Source organism: Agrobacterium sp. RC10-4-1 (genome assembly GCF_014138475.1).
In the GTDB taxonomy this organism is placed as follows: Bacteria; Pseudomonadota; Alphaproteobacteria; order Rhizobiales; family Rhizobiaceae; genus Agrobacterium; species Agrobacterium pusense.
Window position 1 is genome coordinate 154,210 of sequence record NZ_JACJIT010000009.1, and the last position, 16,160, is coordinate 170,369.

Sequence of the window (16,160 nt, forward strand, 5' to 3'; positions counted from 1 at the left end):
CCATGGAGACAAAACCAGTCCTCTCCGTCCGCAACCTCACCACCTCCTTCCTTGTCGATGGCGCATGGAGGAGTGTCGTGCGTGATGTCTCCTTTGATGTCGCGCCCGGTGAAACCGTCGCCATTGTCGGGGAATCCGGTTCCGGCAAATCCGTGACGTCGCTGTCGCTGATGCGCCTGCTTGCCCCGGCCTCCAGCCGGATCGAAGGCGAGGTGCTGCTTAACGGCCGCGATCTGCTTTCGCTTTCCGAAAAGGAAATGCGCGGTGTACGCGGCAACGATATCTCGATGATCTTTCAGGAGCCGATGACGTCGCTCAATCCGATCTTCACCATCGGCCGTCAGATTTCGGAAGTTCTCATTCGCCATAAGGGGCTTTCGAAACACGAGGCGCGGGCCGAGACGGTGCGGCTTCTGGAAAAGGTCCGAATTCCCAACGCAGCGGGCCGTTTCGACGCGTATCCGCACCAGTTTTCCGGCGGCATGCGCCAGCGCGTGATGATCGCCATGGCGCTCGCCTCACGACCGAAACTGCTGATCGCTGACGAGCCGACGACGGCGCTCGACGTGACCATTCAGGGCCAGATCCTCGACCTGATAAAACTGCTGCAGGAAGAGGAGGGCATGTCTGTGCTCTTCATCACGCATGACATGGGCGTCGTGGCCGAAATCGCCGATCGGACGATCGTGATGTATCGCGGCGACGAGGTCGAGACCGGGCCGACCGAGGAGATATTCAAACGCGGCAAGCATCCCTATACACGGGCGCTGCTTTCGGCGGTGCCGAAGCTCGGCTCGATGCGTGACCGGCAATGGCCGACGCGTTTTCCCGTGCTCGACATGAAGACCGGTCTTTCGACTGAGCCTCAGGAGGTGGCCGAGACCGTTGCGAGCGGTCAGACGCCGGTCCTGTCGGTGAAGAACCTCGTGACGCGTTTTCCCATCCGGTCCGGCCTGCTGGCGCGCCAGACGGGTGCGGTTCACGCCGTTGAAAACGTCTCTTTTGATCTCTTTCAGGGTGAAACGCTGTCGCTTGTGGGCGAATCCGGCTGCGGCAAATCCACCACCGGCCGCTCGATCATGCGGCTTGTTGAGCCGTCGTCCGGCGATGTGTCACTCGATGGTTATGATGTGATGCGTCTCGATACGGTCGGGCTCCGCAACATGCGCAAATCCGTGCAGATGATCTTTCAGGACCCGTTCTCCTCGCTCAATCCGCGCATGACGGTGGGTACGGCAATTTCCGAACCCTTCATCAAGCATAAATTGGGCACCACGAAACAGGCGAAGGAAAAGACCGCCGATCTTCTCGAAAAGGTCGGGCTTTCAGCCGACATGGCCAATCGCTACCCCCATGAATTTTCGGGCGGCCAGCGCCAGCGCATCGCCATTGCCCGTGCGCTCGCCCTCGATCCGAAGGTTATCGTCGCCGATGAGAGTGTGTCGGCGCTCGATGTCTCGATCAAGGCGCAGGTGTGCAATCTGCTGCTCGACCTGCAACAGAGCCTCAACCTCGCCTTTCTGTTCATCTCGCATGACATGGCAGTGGTGGAGCGTGTCAGCCATCGTGTCGCGGTGATGTATTTGGGGGAGATCGTCGAGATAGGCCCGCGGGCGGCTGTTTTCGACAATCCGCAGCATCCCTACACAAAAAAGCTGATGGCGGCTGTGCCCGTGCCCGATCCGTCAAGGCGGGGGATATGGCGTGGCATATCCAATGACGAGCTGAAGAGCCCGATACGGGCTATGGGATATGAAACACCTGCGCGAAACTACAGGACGGTATCGCCCGGCCATCTGGTGCAGGTGGCCTGAGGCGGGTGCTGCGGTGTCAGTGCTTCGAAGAAGAAGCTTTTATGCCGGGTTCTTGAGCGGAACGCCTCGCAGGTGCTCCATCAGGTAAGCATGGGTCGCGGGATTGGCGACGATCAGCGTGCCCGTCTTTTCGTAGAATTCCGGACCGCGACCCCACCAGTCAGTCACGATTCCGCCCGCCTCCTGCACCAGCAGGATGCCGGCTGCGGTGTCGACGAAACCGGTTTCCTCATAATAACCGGTCAGCCGGCCGCAGGCCACGTAAGCGCATGAATTGGCGGCGCTACCGACCACACGGACCGCGCCGATGGGGGCGCGGATCGTGTCGAGGCGCTGATAGGCGCCTGGATAAAGCTGGAGATTGGGCGTCGGCAGGCCGGTGCCGACGCACATCAAGGTAACATCGGTGCTGGCATTGACCTGCAGGCGCTCGCCGTTGAGGTAAGCGCCTTCCCCCTTGATCGTCTTAAACATCTCGCCGGAGACGGGATTGTAGACCAGACCGCATACTGTCTCGTTCCCCCGCCTTAGCGCGATGGTGATCGTGTAATGTTGGCCGAAGAGGAAATTGGTGGTGCCGTCGATTGGATCGACCAGCCAGCGATGATCCTGATCGGCTCCTTCCACAGGCGCAAATTCCTCGCCGGTCAGTCCCCACGGAAATTTGCCGAGCAGACGCTTTCGGATCAGCGTCTCGGAATCCCTATCGGCGTCGGAAACAAAGTCTCCCGGCCCCTTGACGCCGATCTCGATGTCGCGAAAGCGCCGGAAATGGTCGAGCGTCAATGCGCCGGCTTCGCGGGCGGTGGCGACCATGTGCTCGAGGATGGCGCTGTAATTGACTGTCATTTGCTGAAAACCTCTACGAGCCCTTCCGGGTCATCGGTGGTGATCTGGTCCACCTTCAGCCTCAAGAGCCGCTCGACTGCATCAGTGGATTGCGGCGTGACGCTGTTGATCGTCCAGGCATCCACACGGCGGCCCGCGGCATGAATCGGGGCGATGATATCGACACCAGCATCCGCAGCTGCAAGCACGATCTCGTACGCGAGGTAGATCATGTCCGCATCGGGTGCTGTGGCAAGGGCGTCTTCGATGAAGTCCAGATAGTTTCCGCTTGCCTGCAACTCTGCAAGGGTGCCGCGATGGCAGGGGTCATAGCCAGTGCGAAGGCCGGGGGCCGAGCCAGCCAGCGCGGTAATAGCGTCGAAATCGCCGCCTGACAGGATCACCGACTTTGCTATGGGTGAAACGCTTATCCCGAAGCCGGCGACCACCTGTGGGGCAAGCGCCTGCCGGTTTTCCTTGAAATCGAGCTGTAGCAGGGCGTCGGGATGAACGGTGTCGTCCGCAAGCAGGGCGCAAAGGTCTTCGAGCAGCATCACTTTCGAAGCGATTGGCTGGCCGTCATTATCGCGCAGGTGAAGCTGTCGCAGGGTTGCGGCGGATGTATCGCGTACCCGGCCGGTGCCAGTGGTTTCCCGCTCCAGCGTCCGGTCATGCAAAACGGCGCAACCGTGATCGGCATGAATGACGAGATCGACTTCGATGCTTGCACCGAGCCGCATCGCTTCGATGATGCGCTCCCCCGTAAAGACCGGATCGGAAGCACGGCGGCGGCCGCGGTGCCATTTGAGCCAGGTTTTGTGGCCGTTGCGGTCGATGAGTATCGGATGGGTCATGTCAGCTCCGGTAGATCGGGCGGTTGTCGCGATAGGCCGTGATGGAACGGGGCGAAATCCGTACCCCCTGTCCCGCCCGGAACATATCCGGATGGGAGACCATGGATTTGATCCTGGTACCATCGGTCAGATCAAGGTCGACAAGGCCATGGGTGCCATAATCCGTCACCCGGTGCACACTCCCCTCCGGTGTTTCGGAGGTCGCCAGATCGATGGCTTCCGGGCGAACGGCGAGAATGGCCGGGCCATCAGAGATGGGAAGCGGAAAGGTGAAACCAGCGCGCATGAAGTTCCCATTTGAAACCGTGCCCTCAATCAGGTTCATGGTGCCGATGAAGCCGGCGACGAAAGGGGTCTGCGGCTCCCGGTAGATCACATTCGGCCGGTCGATCTGTTCGGTCTTGCCATTCGCCATCACGACGATGCGGTCTGCCATGGAAAGCGCTTCGTCCTGGCCGTGGGTGACAAACAGCGTGGTGATGCCGAGACGCTGCTGGATATCCCGAACCTCTTCCCGCAGCCTTTCGCGCAGATGCTGGTCGAGACTAGCGAAGGGCTCGTCGAGAAGCAGGATTTTCGGCTCCAGAACCAGCGAGCGGGCAAGCGCCACACGCTGCTGCTGGCCGCCCGAAAGCTGGCTCGTGGCTCGCTCGCCATAACCGGAGAGACCGACGAGTTCGAGCACGGCCTCCACTTTCTCCCTGATCACGGCAGCCGGCATGCGGCGCAGTTTGAGGCCGAAAGCAAGGTTTTTGAACACATTCATGTGGCTCCAGAGCGCGTGGCTCTGGAATACCATGCCGGTCGGCCGCCGCTCCGGAGGCAGGCGGGTGACGTCTTCGCCATCTATGGTGATTTGCCCGCCTGTCGGTTGCTCGAACCCGCCAACCATGCGCAGCAGCGTCGATTTTCCCGAACCGGAGGGGCCGAGAAGGCAGACGAGTTCGCCATCAGCGACATCGAGCGAGAAACTGTCGACTGCCTTGGTACCACCGGAAAAGCTTTTCGTGACCTGGCGAATGTGGAGTACGGACATGTAGATTTCCTAACCGCCGAAACCGCGGGCAAATGCGCCGCCTCCGATGACGCGGCGGGCGAACATGAGGGCAATGAAGGACGGCACCCAGAGCAGGACGGACAGAACTGCACCATACTGGATGACCATCTGGTTGTTGATGTAGCTGATCATCAAAACCGGCATCGTGCGAATGCCGGGCGCCCCGATCAGCCATGCACCTTCGGTCTCATAAAAAGTACCAACGAAGCTCAGCATAACGGCGGCGGCAATAGTCGGTCCCGCCTGTGGCAGGGTAATTGACCAGAAGACCCTGAGCGGGCTGGCGCCGACATCCCGGGCGGCTTCTTCCATGCGCCGATCGACGGCCTGGAATGCCGCCACGGGAATCCAGATCATGAACATCAGCGTGCCGACCAGCTGGATGAGAACGACGCCCCAGAAGGTACCGATGAGGTTGAGCTGCAGGAAAATGGCGGCAATTGCCACCAGAAGCCCGAATTTCGGGAAGGCGTGGCCGGCGAGGAAGGAGAAGAACAGGAGGTTACGGCCGGGAAAGCTCATACGCGCGAAGGCGTATGCGGCAGGAAGGCAGATCACCGCCGAAAGCAGCGTCACAACCGTCGTCAGCCGCAGGCTCAGCATCAAAGCGTTCCACACGTCAGCGCGGCCCAGTGTCTGGCCCCAGAACCGGAAACCGAACTGTTGTGGGATGACATTGGGGAAACGCCAGACCTCGGTGAATGCCCATGTGCCCACAACAAGCAGCGGCCCGACGATGGCGATGGTGAGAAGCGTAGCAAAAAAAATGCCGGGCCAGTCCATGCGGGCCCGAGCCCGCGTCATCGTCGTCATGTCATTTCCCCTGGTTGCGCGCGACCGAACGCACATAAAACAGGCCGAAAGCAATGCAGAAACCGAAAGCGATGACGGCCTGTGTCATGGCGCCGATGGGATCCTGCACTTCGCGCAGCGTGCGCTGCATGAAAGGGCCAAGCATTTCGGGAGAGGCCGGTCCGAGAAGATATGGAAGGGTGAAGGAGGAAAAAATGCCGAGCACCGAAAAGGAAAGCGCCACGAGAATGGAATTGGTAATGCGTGGCAGGATGATGTGACAGAAAACCTGCAGCGCGTTTGCGCCGACATCCCGCGCCGCCTCTACCGACTGGTTGGCAACGCTTCCAAGCCCCGCGAGCAGGATAAGCACGGTCAGCGGAATATTGTCCCAGACAAGACCGATGACGGGTCCCCAGGGCGTGAGATAGGGCGTGCGGATTTTCGGCAGGTCGACGGCGTTGAGCAATATGTCAACCATGCCGTTCGGACCGAGAACGCGGATGAAGGCGAAGGCGAGGATGATGGAGGGCACGAACATCGGGAATATGGCCAGCGCCTGCACGTAGGCCGAGAGGCGGCCCTGCGAAAAGCGCAGGTAAAGCGCGATCGGCAGGCAGATGACCAGCAGGAGGATCGCGCAGACCATCGTCGTCCACAACGTCACGGCAAGATTGTCGAGACTGTAGCGGTCCGAGAAGAAAAAGTCGTAGCTGGAAAGGTCGAAACGCGTTTCACCATTGGCGTCGATGCGCCAGACAGTGCGGCCGATGGCGTTGATCGCTGGCCATATAACGAGCCAGATCATCAGGAATACGGGTATGGCAACGAGCAGGAGGCCGCTTGGCCTCCTGCCTGACGTATTGTCCATGAGCGGGCGAGCCACTCCTTCTGCGACTTCGGTCACGACTTGCGGTCAACGTTGGGAGCGACGTTGCGATACCAGCCATCATTGATGGCGGTTTCCCATTTACCGGCCGGGAAGGTTGGAATGGTCTGGGGGATGATGTCGGCGAAACGCTTGCGCAGTTCTGCCGGCACAAAGTCCCAGGAAACGCCGGGGAAGCCGCCAAGTTCGGTGAGGATTGCCCCTTGGATTTCTTCCGACAGCACGAAATTCGCGAGCTTCAGGGCCGCATCGCGATTGGCGCCGTTCGCCAGTACGACGGCACGCGAAAAATTGCCGCACAGCGCGAGATCCTGAAGCTGCACCAGACCGGTTTCCTTCGGCAGAACGCCCTGGTCGATGGCCTGAAGCACCTGGTCGGACCAGACCGGGGTCATGGTGACGACGCCCTGGGAAAGAAGCTGCAACGACTGGGTGTTGCCGGACGAGTAGGCGCCCTTGTCGTAAAGCGACGGTGCGATGTCCTTGAGCAGTTCCCATGCCTTGCCGAGCGCCTTGTCGCCTGCTTCCGGCGTGTAATTGTCGACAGTGAATGCCTTGGGATCAAGGCCGTTCGCCTGATGGATGGCGCGACGAACGAAATTGCCGCCCGAACCTCCTTTGTCGGGGCGGTTGTAAACGAATTGACCCGGATTGGCCTTGATCCAGCTGACGAGCTGATCCCATGTCTTCGGCGCATCCGCCGGCTTCAGCTTGCTCGTGTCATAGGCGAGTAGGACCTGGCTGCCGCGATAGGGCAGGCTGTACTCGCTCTGGATAGCGAGCGGGTTGACACGCGAATAGTTGGAAAGGCCGGCCTTCGCCATGTTCACATAGATACCGGCTTCGATGGCGCCGGCAGGCAGCAGTGGATCGGCCGTTTCGAAATAATCGGCCTGCGGATCGGTACCGGTCTGCTTCGCGGCAACGGCGCGCTCGCCGATGGCGATAATGCCGGCGCCGTCGCCGGCGTCGACCAGATTGAGCTTCAGGCCAGGATTGGCGGCTTCAAAGGCGGGCTTGATCGTGTTGGACCAGAAATCGAGGATGTTTGTATCCGAACTGGTGTACCAGTCGATCGTGCCTGCAGCGGCGAAGCTCATGCGCGGTGCAAGGGCGAGACCGGCGGCGGCGCCTGCGGCGGACATCATAAAGGTGCGGCGTTTCATCTATGTCTCCGATATTGTCGGCGCGAGTGGAACTGTCGAGCGCTGCCCGAGGGGCTGGTAGGCGCAGGCCAGTCGTTGCACAGCCGTGCATTTTTGGACCAGCCGGCGGCGGTTCTAATGTCTTTCCATAACGCTTTCGTGACAGTCCGCCCGCGACGCCTCGGAGCCGCGCGCTCATATCGCGCCTATTCGCGACGGAGCATAAAGAAAAACCCCGCCGAAGCGGGGTTGCCGTTACCAGGTCTGGCGACCATACCAGTCGTCAATGTCTTTTCGGGTGCGGTCCTTCTCGTAACCGTAGCGCTCCTGAATCTTGCCTTCCAGCTGTTCGCGCTTGCCGTTGATGACGTCAAGGTCGTCGTCGGTGAGTTTGCCCCACTGCTCCTTGACCTTGCCCTTCATCTGCTTCCAGTTGCCTTCAACACGATTCCAATCCATTGGATCCTCCCACTGTTTTTGGTCTGCACCTGTAAATGTGCGAAGGCAGATCGGGTTCCGGCAAAACGCGAACATCGCACCCGGGCTTGAAACATTGGGCGAAGATAAAGCGCGGCACGGAATTCCTTTCCGTGTGCGTTTCTGCATGACGGAACAATCGCTGCCCTCGATTGTTAGCTTCACTGGAAAGCCACGGTCCTCACCGGGCTTTGCTTTCGTGTCGAGCCGCAGGGTTCAGCGTGTCATGAACAAGTTCTTCACTCGCTTTGCGAGCCGTATCGCATCTTTCTCAGGTTCGCCCAGCGCCTTTGTCGTGGCGCTCGCCACCGTCCTCATCTGGGGCATCAGCGGACCCCTGTTTGACTTTTCGGAGGTCTGGCAACTCGTCATCAACACCGGCACGACGATCGTCACCTTCCTGATGATTTTTCTCGTACAGAATTCCCAGAACAGGGATTCCGCCGCGATGGAGGCGAAACTGGACGAGTTGCTGCGGGCTGTAGAGCAGGCGCGCGCCGACTTCATCGGCATCGAGCATCTGACGGAGGACGAGATCGAGGAGATCCGGACCCGTCTCGAAAAAGAAAACGGGCGGGAAAGCAACAAGCCGCCGCCCCATCACGCCATGGATCGTCTGCTTTCCCGGCGTTAGTCACCGGCCCTGATCGATGGCCGATCATTGTTCACAACAGTTTCCAAATCCTGGAAAGACCGTATGGCAGAAGGAGTTACCATGCCACTCACCGTTCTTGCTCTGAACGCGACGCTCAAACCGTCGGCCACGTCCGAACCATCCTCCACCGAGAAACTGCTGGACCTCATATTACGGGAATTCGCCCGCCAGGATATCAAGGCCGAGACGATCAGGCTCGCCGATCACGATATCAAGCCGGGCGTCAGTTCAGATGAGGGCGACGGCGATGCCTGGCCGGCCATTCGGGAAAAAATACTGAAGGCCGATATCCTGCTCATGGGAACACCGATCTGGCTTGGCCAACCTTCGAGCGTTTGCAAGAGAGCGCTTGAGCGCATGGATGCATTCCTGGAGGAAACCGATGATGAGGGTCGGATGGTTTCTTATGGCCGGATTGCGGCTGTCGCGGTTGTCGGAAATGAAGACGGCGCCCATCATGTCTCGGCGGAGCTCTTTCAGGCGCTGAATGACGTCGGTTTCACCATCCCTGCCAATGCGGTTGCCTATTGGGTCGGGGAAGCGATGGGGTCGACGAATTTCGTCGATCTGGAGAAGACGCCCGATGCCGTCAAAACCATGGTCAGCATGCTGGTGCGCAATACCGCGCACCTGGCGGCTCTTCTCAGGAATTCCCCGTATCCCGGCAGCGATCAGTAGTGCGGGTCTTGTTCCGGCTGGTGAACAGGCACCGCCTCGGTCGCCGCGCGGAGGCGACGGTTCAAGCGGCACCCCCCCCTCATTATTTTTTGGAACTCTCCGCCTCCCGCTTTGTTCGGAAGGCGCCTTTCCCGGGCGGGAAAGGCACCGTTTCCGACGGGAAGTATGGCTGATGGTGAAAAGGGAGGAAGACTTAAATGAAGAAGACTTTTTTCATGGCGTTGTTTGTTGGAGCCGGGGCTGTTTCGGCCTTTGCCCAGCAGGCTCCGACAGCCAATCCCGGTGGTGATACGCCGGCGGTTGTGACGCCGGGTACGAAAAATCCGACGGCTCCGGTGGAAGGCGCCAACAGCTTCACGGAGGCGCAGGCGAAGAAGCGGATGGAGGAGTCCGGTTACACCGGGATCACAGGCCTCACCAAGAATGACAAGGGCGTGTGGATGGCATCGGGAATGAAAGACGGAAAAACCGTGGCCATAGCACTCGATTACCAGGGCAACGTTGTCGCCAGGTGAGGGCAGGACTAAGCGCACGGACTTTTGGGAGAAACATGATGAGAACCGTAACTGCACTTTTTGATGATTATGATGATGCAAGTAACGCCGTCAGCGAACTCGAGCGCGCGGGCATCCCCTCAAGCGACATCAGCATTGTGGCCAGTAACGCCGACAGACGCCACGGCGAGGACAGCAAAGCCGCTGAAGGTGCCGGCACCGGTGCCGGCATCGGGGCCATTGTCGGCGGCGCCGGCGGCCTGCTGACGGGCCTCGGCATGATGGCTATACCCGGTGTCGGGCCCGTCGTCGCCGCTGGCTGGCTGGCCGCCACCGCCGTCGGTGCGGCAGGCGGTGCTGTTGCCGGAGGAGCCACTGGCGGATTGATCGGAGCCATGACCCGCTCAGGCGTTTCGGAAGAGGACGCCAATGTCTATGCGGAGGGCGTGCGCAGAGGCGGAACTCTCGTCACTGCGCGGGTTGAAGACGATTTTGTGCCTGAGGCGGAGGCTATCCTCCGACGCTCGAACTGGGTCGATCCCTTCGAACGGCGTTCGGCCTATGGTCAGGAGGGCTGGACGCGTTTTGACGAAACGTCGAGGCCCTACGCCGCTGAAGATGTTGAGCAGGAGCGGAACCGATATCGCCGCTCGGCGCTTTGACAGGAGCATTCCTCACCGCCCACCGGGCGTGGCGTCCTGCCACGCCCTTGCGAAAAGCTTTCAGGAGTTACCATGGCCAAAAAACCGGACACCACCGCATCGGCGGGAAAAAGCGACGTTGTTACGATCCACGACCAGAAACTTTCCCGCGGCGAGGGCGGCGAGTTGCACCAGACCGCCGAAGGCGACGCACCCGTCTTGACGACCGCGCAGGGCGGGCCCGTCGCGGATGACCAGAATACGCTTCGTGTCGGTCCTCGTGGCCCGCTTGTCATGGACGATTTCCATTTCAGGGAAAAGCTCTTTCATTTCGATCACGAGCGAATTCCAGAACGTGTCGTTCATGCCCGCGGTTATGGGGCCCATGGCTATTTCGAGACCTACGATTCCCTAGCCGCCTACACGAAAGCGGATCTTTTCCAGCGTGCGGGCGAAAAAACCCCGGCTTTCGTGCGTTTTTCGACCGTGGCCGGCAATAAAGGCTCTTTCGATCTTGCGCGCGACGTGCGCGGCTTCGCCGTCAAGCTTTATACGCAGGAAGGCAACTGGGATCTCGTCGGCAACAATATCCCGGTATTCTTCATCCAGGACGCCATCAAATTTCCCGACCTCATCCATGCCGCAAAACAGGAGCCAGACCGCGACTTTCCGCAGGCGCAAACGGCTCATGATACGTTCTGGGATTTCATCAGCCTCACGCCCGAAAGCATGAACATGGTCATGTGGATCATGTCCGACCGCACCATTCCGCGGTCGTTCCGGTTCATGGAAGGGTTCGGCGTGCACACCTTCCGTTTCATCAACGCGAAAAACCAGTCGACTTTCGTGAAGTTTCACTGGAAGCCGAAGCTGGGTCTCCAATCCGTGGCGTGGAACGAGGCGGTGAAGATCAATGGTGCCGATCCCGATTTCCACCGTCGCGATCTCTGGGCGGCCATCCAGTCCGGCAATTTTCCGGAATGGGAGTTGCAGGTCCAGCTTTTCGACCAGGATTTTGCCGACAGCTTCGATTTCGATGTCCTCGATCCCACCAAAATCATTCCCGAGGAGATATTGCCGCCGCAGCCGGTCGGCAGGCTGGTTCTCGACCGCATGCCGGACAACTTCTTTGCCGAAACCGAACAGGTGGCGTTCATGACGCAGAACGTGCCGCCGGGGATCGATTTCAGTAACGACCCGCTGCTGCAGGGAAGAAATTTCTCCTATCTCGATACACAATTGAAGCGTCTCGGCGGGCCGAACTTCACGCACCTGCCCATCAATGCGCCCAAATGTCCCTTCGCGCATTTCCAGCAGGACGGCCACATGGCGATGCGCAATCCAACGGGGCGCGCCAATTATCAGCCCAACTCCTTTGGCGAAGGCCCGCGAGAATCGCCAGCGCGCGGCTTTACACATTTTGCAGGCGAAGAGCAGGGCGCCAAGGCGAGATTGCGGCCGGAGAGCTTCGCAGATCACTATAGTCAGGCGAGGCAATTCTATCTCAGCCAGACTCCTCCCGAACAGCGCCATATCGCCTCCGCCCTCACTTTCGAGCTGAGCAGGGTGGAGACGGTCGCCATACGTGAACGGATGGTGTCACACCTCCTCAACATCGATGAAACGCTTGCGTCGACAGTTGCCCAGAAGCTTGGTTTCCAGTCGATGCCTAAACCGGCGGAGGCGGCAGTGCCGACCCGACAGGACCTGGAGCCTTCACCCGCCCTCAGCATCGTCAATCGAGGGCCGCAACGTTTCGAAGGGCGCAAGCTCGGCATTCTCATTACGGATGGCGTCGACGCAAAATTGCTGCAGGGGCTGACCGAGGCTGTTACGGCCGAGAAGGCCGTCTTCGAGTTGATCGCGCCTAAAGTCGGGGGCGCCGTGGCTTCGGACGGCACTCTCATTAAAGCGCATTACATGATCGATGGCGGTCCTTCGGTTCTCTTTGATGCGGTGGCCTTGTTGACATCGGCAGAGGCCATCGACGATCTCGTCAAGGAAGCAACGGCCCGGGATTTTGTCGCGGATGCGTTCCAGCACTGCAAGTTTATCGGTTATGACCAGTCGGCCCTGCCATTGCTGGAAAAGGCCGGAATTGCCGATGCCATGGATGAAGGCGTCTTGCCTCTGCCGGGAGAAGACGGGTTGGCAGCCTTTGTTTCCGAACTCGGCAAGTTGCGCGTTTGGGCGCGCGAACCGTCGGTCAAGCTTGGGAAGGCATCAGTCCCTGTCGCTAACGGATAACGCAACCGGCGGCGTGCCCTCATCGTTTGAGGGAGCGCCGCGCCCGCGGCCAGTGCGCCGCAGCACCGGCAGACGAAAGTGCCGCCATATTTGGCGGCACTTCTCACCCGGAGGTCTTGTCCAGAGCGAGGTCTGATTATGAAGCTTGTCCGCGACAACGGATTGACCATCGTCCTTGTCCTTGCATCACTGCTGACGATCGGCGGCATGTTCGCCACAGGCTGGGTCGTTCACAATGATGAACTCGTGCAACATCATGATAAACCGCTCACGCTTTTGTCCTACGCCACGAGCGGGCATTTCCTTTCGGCGCTGTTCGAAAACTGGGAAAGCGAATTTTTGCAGATGTCGGCCTATGTGGTGTTGACGGCATTCCTGTTCCAGCGCGGGTCCGCAGAATCCAAGGATCCCGATGAGCCGACAGCGCAAGACGAGGACCCTTCACGCAAGAAAAACGACCCTGATGCACCATGGGCGGTCAGGGCCGGCGGCATCATTCGCGTCGTCTATTCCTATTCGCTCGGCTTGGCGCTGTTTGTTCTTTTTGTAGCGAGCTTCCTGCTGCATCTGAGATACAGCGCCGATGCCGCGGCAGTGGAGGCACGCCTGCATGGCGAACCGGCGACGACATTGATGGCACATCTGGGAAGCGTTGAATTCTGGTTCGAGTCCTTCCAGAACTGGCAGTCGGAATTCCTTTCCACCGCTGTCCTGATCGTCCTGTCCATCTTCCTGCGGTTCAGGCGGTCGCCCGAATCCAAGCCTGTGGCAGCACCCCATAGCGAGACCGGCGGGTGAAAGGCAGAGGGGGTGGATCCCAAAGTCTGACCGCCCCCGTCAGCGTTTATCCCAGGGACGCCTGTTGGCGGCGTGGTCCTGTTCCTGATCGGTCTTGATGGCGGCACCGTCCTGGCCGCGCTCTTTCGAATGCTGCTTCTTGTCGCGGTTGGAAAGGATCTGGTTTTCCTCAATGCTTCCCTTGTCCAGCTCGGTCATTGCGCCTGCGCCGGTACCTTTCCCCTGCGTGCCTTTTCCGAAGTGTTTCCTGTCTGCATGTGCCATTATCGCCTCCTCTTGGCGTCGGACGGGCTGCTGCGGCAGTCGAGGCCGCCACCCGTCGCTCCCGAACTTCCCCCATGCCTTTTCGTTCCGGAACTTCTGTCGCCCTCCGTGGTTCGTGATCGCACGGGAAGGGGGCTTTGTCTTGAACGACGGCGCGGACGCACGAACAGATAACAGGAGGCGCAACGATGGCCGGTCCAAAAACGCATGAACAACAGCTCCGCATCATCGAAAAACGCGAGAACACCGCTAATGCCGATGATGATTTCAACGCCGAGGCGGAGCTCAAGCGGTCGAAGGAAGAACGGGAGGCCCGCCGAGGGGCGGAGAAACTTCGCGGTGGCAATGCGGAATTAACGGATAAGGATGATCGCCACATGCTGCGCGGTGAAAATCAGGAAAGCCCGCACCACAAGCGCGGCGCGGATGATTGAGGTGACGTCCGGTCGGGCCGGATGTGGCTTAGTGGCGCCGGAAGTGCTGCGAGGCTATTTCCCATCCGGCTCTGCCATCTTGCGGTGTTGTCTGGCGAGCGTTTCCGCCGGCGTTACATTGGCCATCGCCGACATCAGCTTGTTTTTCCAGCCGGACACGACATCGCCCTCACCATTCTTCATCGCCTCATAGCCGGTCTTGGCCACGAAACCGGGATCGTCCTTCTTCTGTTTGCCAACGGGGGTGTCGAGCATGTCCGCACGCTCGAAGAACTCCGTGTCCGTCGCGCCCGGCATCAGGCAGGTTACCGTGACACCCGTGCCATCAAGCTCTTCGCGCAGCGCGAAGGAAAAGGAATTGATGAACGCTTTGGTGGCGTTATAGACCGCCTGAAACGTGCCCGGCATGAAACCGGCGATGGAACCCGTAAACAGGATACGTCCATTGCCACGCTCGCGCATTCCGCCTGCAAGGGCATGAACCAGCGCAATCGTGCCGCTGATATTGGTAGCGATGACCCGCTGGATGTCCTCCATTCTCTGATCGAGAAAGCCATCGCCCAGGCCCTGTCCTGCGTTGGCGAACAGAAGATCGACTGGCCGCGACGAGGCGGTGATGCGGGTGAGAAGCTCCTCCACGCCCGCCTGTGTCGAAAGATCGGCCCGCACCGCCTCTACCTGCGTGCCGGCCGCGCGCAGCCGGGTGGCCGCGGCATCGATGTCATTTTCATCGGCCACGATGATGAGGTCGTAACCATCCTGCGCGGCGCACCGGGCGAGCTCATAACCGATGCCGGACGAAGCGCCGGTGACGACTGCAAGGCCCTTGGTGGATTCTTCCCTGCTCATGATCACCTCCTACGGCTTCAGGACGACTTTGATGCAGCCATCGTCGCGGTGGCTGAAGGTGTTGTAGAGGTCGGGTCCTTCATCGAGGGTGGCGCGATGGGTAATGACGAAGGACGGGTCGATTTCGCGTCTTTCGATGCGGCCCATGAGGTTGGGTAGGTAGGCCTGAACGGGCGTCTGCGCCATCTTGAACGTCAGGCCGCGATTGATGGCGGAACCCATGGGAATTTTGTCAAGAAGACCGCCATAGACGCCGACCAGCGACACCGTACCGAAATTGCGGCAGCAATAGATTGCCTGACGAAGTACATGCGGCCGGTCGGTCCCCATGAAGGTGGCGACCTTGATGCGGTCGATCCTCGAATCCCATCCTGCCGCGGGATCGGGCTCCGTTCCTACCGCATCGATACAGGCATCCGCGCCGCGACCATGGGTCAGTTCCATGATGCGGTCGTAAATGTCCTCGTCGAGGTAATTGAGCGTCATCGCGCCGGCTTTCGCCGCGAGATCGAGCCTCTCCTGCACGGCGTCGATGGCGATGACCCGTTCCGCACCGAGGAGAAAGGCGGAACGGATCGCCATCTGACCCACCGGACCGCAGCCCCAGATGGCAATCGTATCGCCCGGCTGGATGTTGCAGAAGTCCGCGGCCATATAGCCGGTCGGAAAGATATCGGACAGGAAGAGGACCTGCTCGTCGGTGAGACCGTCCGGAACCTTTATCGGCCCGACATCGGCGTAAGGCACTCGCATATATTCCGCCTGGCCGCCGCTGAAGCCACCGAGAAGATGGGTGTAACCGAACAGGCCGGCGGGCGAATTGCCCCACATCTTCCGCACCTTGTGCGGATCGGGATTGCTGCGTTCGCAGCCGGAATAATAGCCACGCTTGCAGAAGAAGCACTCGCCGCAGGCGATGGTGAAGGGGACGACAACGCGGTCTCCGACCTTGAGCGCGGTATTGTCCTTACCGACCTCAACCACCTCGCCCATGGTTTCGTGGCCCATGATGTCGCCGCTGTGCATGTCCGGCATGATGCCATTATAGAGGTGGAGGTCTGAGCCGCAGATCGCGCAGGCCGTGACCTTGATGATCGCATCGCGCCCATGCTCGATTTTCGGATCGGGAACGCTTTCGCAGCGAATGTCGTGTTTGCCGTGCCAGGTCAGTGCCTTCATGTCGCTCACCTTCATTATCTGCTGGGTTGTCAGAAGCGCCCTTTGTCGAGCGGGTGCCTAACCGG

Annotated in this window: 18 protein-coding genes; 8 read left to right on the forward strand and 10 right to left on the reverse strand. The window is 59.9% G+C overall.

The features are described 5' to 3' along the window. Nucleotides 1-2 precede the first annotated feature (2 nt). Entirely contained in the window at nt 3-1,814 is a 1,812-nt protein-coding gene (locus FHW77_RS22775) for an ABC transporter ATP-binding protein (RefSeq protein WP_182590739.1), read from the forward strand. Nucleotides 1,815-1,853: 39 nt separating this feature from the next. On the opposite strand, the gene FHW77_RS22780 is transcribed toward FHW77_RS22775, so the two are convergent. From FHW77_RS22780 to FHW77_RS22810, 7 genes are all read right to left on the reverse strand, one after another. Next, on the reverse strand, nt 1,854-2,663 hold the full coding sequence (locus FHW77_RS22780) for an inositol monophosphatase family protein (RefSeq protein ID WP_182590740.1): 810 nt from the start codon (nt 2,661-2,663) through the stop codon (nt 1,854-1,856). Next, nucleotides 2,660-3,496 (reverse strand): glycerophosphodiester phosphodiesterase, encoded by an 837-nt coding sequence (locus FHW77_RS22785; protein ID WP_182590741.1) that lies wholly within the window; start codon nt 3,494-3,496, stop codon nt 2,660-2,662. Before FHW77_RS22785 ends, FHW77_RS22780 begins: the two co-directional genes overlap by 4 nt. 1 nt (nt 3,497) lies before the next feature. Continuing rightward, nucleotides 3,498-4,532: an ABC transporter ATP-binding protein gene (locus FHW77_RS22790; RefSeq protein WP_182590742.1), complete on the reverse strand. Its 1,035-nt coding sequence runs from the start codon at nt 4,530-4,532 to the stop codon at nt 3,498-3,500. A 9-nt stretch (nt 4,533-4,541) separates the two neighbouring features. Next, nucleotides 4,542-5,366 carry an ABC transporter permease gene (locus FHW77_RS22795; RefSeq protein WP_004444541.1) on the reverse strand — a complete coding sequence of 275 codons (825 nt, stop codon included), beginning with the start codon at nt 5,364-5,366 and terminating at the stop codon, nt 4,542-4,544. Between the two features lies 1 nt (nt 5,367). Continuing rightward, nucleotides 5,368-6,216: an ABC transporter permease gene (locus tag FHW77_RS22800; RefSeq protein ID WP_210274067.1), complete on the reverse strand. Its 849-nt coding sequence runs from the start codon at nt 6,214-6,216 to the stop codon at nt 5,368-5,370. Between the two features lie 32 nt (nt 6,217-6,248). Further along, the gene (locus FHW77_RS22805) at nt 6,249-7,400 is read right to left on the reverse strand and encodes an extracellular solute-binding protein (RefSeq protein WP_034497849.1); all 1,152 of its coding nucleotides are present in this window, start codon (nt 7,398-7,400) and stop codon (nt 6,249-6,251) included. Between the two features lie 234 nt (nt 7,401-7,634). Continuing rightward, nucleotides 7,635-7,838 carry a CsbD family protein gene (locus FHW77_RS22810; RefSeq protein ID WP_004444538.1) on the reverse strand — a complete coding sequence of 68 codons (204 nt, stop codon included), beginning with the start codon at nt 7,836-7,838 and terminating at the stop codon, nt 7,635-7,637. Between the two features lie 244 nt (nt 7,839-8,082). Between FHW77_RS22810 and FHW77_RS22815 the strand changes: the two genes are divergently transcribed. The 6 genes from FHW77_RS22815 to FHW77_RS22840 all read left to right on the forward strand — a co-directional run bounded on the left by FHW77_RS22815 (nt 8,083) and on the right by FHW77_RS22840 (nt 13,369). Beyond that, entirely contained in the window at nt 8,083-8,490 is a 408-nt protein-coding gene (locus FHW77_RS22815) for a low affinity iron permease family protein (RefSeq protein ID WP_034497847.1), read from the forward strand. A gap of 81 nt (nt 8,491-8,571) precedes the next feature. Further along, nucleotides 8,572-9,189, forward strand: a complete 618-nt coding sequence (locus FHW77_RS22820) for a flavodoxin family protein (protein WP_182590761.1) — start codon at nt 8,572-8,574, stop codon at nt 9,187-9,189. A gap of 197 nt (nt 9,190-9,386) precedes the next feature. Continuing rightward, nucleotides 9,387-9,704, forward strand: a complete 318-nt coding sequence (locus FHW77_RS22825) for a PepSY domain-containing protein (RefSeq protein ID WP_182590743.1) — start codon at nt 9,387-9,389, stop codon at nt 9,702-9,704. 38 nt (nt 9,705-9,742) lie between these two features. Beyond that, nucleotides 9,743-10,345 (forward strand): general stress protein, encoded by a 603-nt coding sequence (locus tag FHW77_RS22830; protein ID WP_006700454.1) that lies wholly within the window; start codon nt 9,743-9,745, stop codon nt 10,343-10,345. Between the two features lie 72 nt (nt 10,346-10,417). Continuing rightward, nucleotides 10,418-12,571, forward strand: coding sequence for a catalase (katE, locus tag FHW77_RS22835; RefSeq protein ID WP_072493731.1), 2,154 nt, complete (start codon nt 10,418-10,420; stop codon nt 12,569-12,571). Nucleotides 12,572-12,709: 138 nt separating this feature from the next. Further along, nucleotides 12,710-13,369: a DUF6766 family protein gene (locus tag FHW77_RS22840; RefSeq protein WP_182590744.1), complete on the forward strand. Its 660-nt coding sequence runs from the start codon at nt 12,710-12,712 to the stop codon at nt 13,367-13,369. A gap of 39 nt (nt 13,370-13,408) precedes the next feature. Here the strand turns inward: FHW77_RS22840 and FHW77_RS22845 are convergent, their stop codons facing one another. Further along, nucleotides 13,409-13,633: a hypothetical protein gene (locus FHW77_RS22845; protein WP_004444525.1), complete on the reverse strand. Its 225-nt coding sequence runs from the start codon at nt 13,631-13,633 to the stop codon at nt 13,409-13,411. 188 nt (nt 13,634-13,821) lie between these two features. Between FHW77_RS22845 and FHW77_RS22850 the strand changes: the two genes are divergently transcribed. Continuing rightward, on the forward strand, nt 13,822-14,067 hold the full coding sequence (locus FHW77_RS22850; RefSeq protein ID WP_182590745.1) for a hypothetical protein: 246 nt from the start codon (nt 13,822-13,824) through the stop codon (nt 14,065-14,067). Nucleotides 14,068-14,121: 54 nt separating this feature from the next. Here FHW77_RS22850 and FHW77_RS22855 read toward each other — a convergent pair whose 3' ends face one another. After that, a complete protein-coding gene (locus FHW77_RS22855) occupies nt 14,122-14,916 on the reverse strand; it encodes an SDR family NAD(P)-dependent oxidoreductase (RefSeq protein WP_112416656.1) in 795 nt (264 codons plus the stop codon). Nucleotides 14,917-14,925: 9 nt separating this feature from the next. After that, on the reverse strand, nt 14,926-16,095 hold the full coding sequence (locus FHW77_RS22860; protein WP_182590746.1) for a zinc-dependent alcohol dehydrogenase: 1,170 nt from the start codon (nt 16,093-16,095) through the stop codon (nt 14,926-14,928). Nucleotides 16,096-16,160 lie beyond the last annotated feature (65 nt).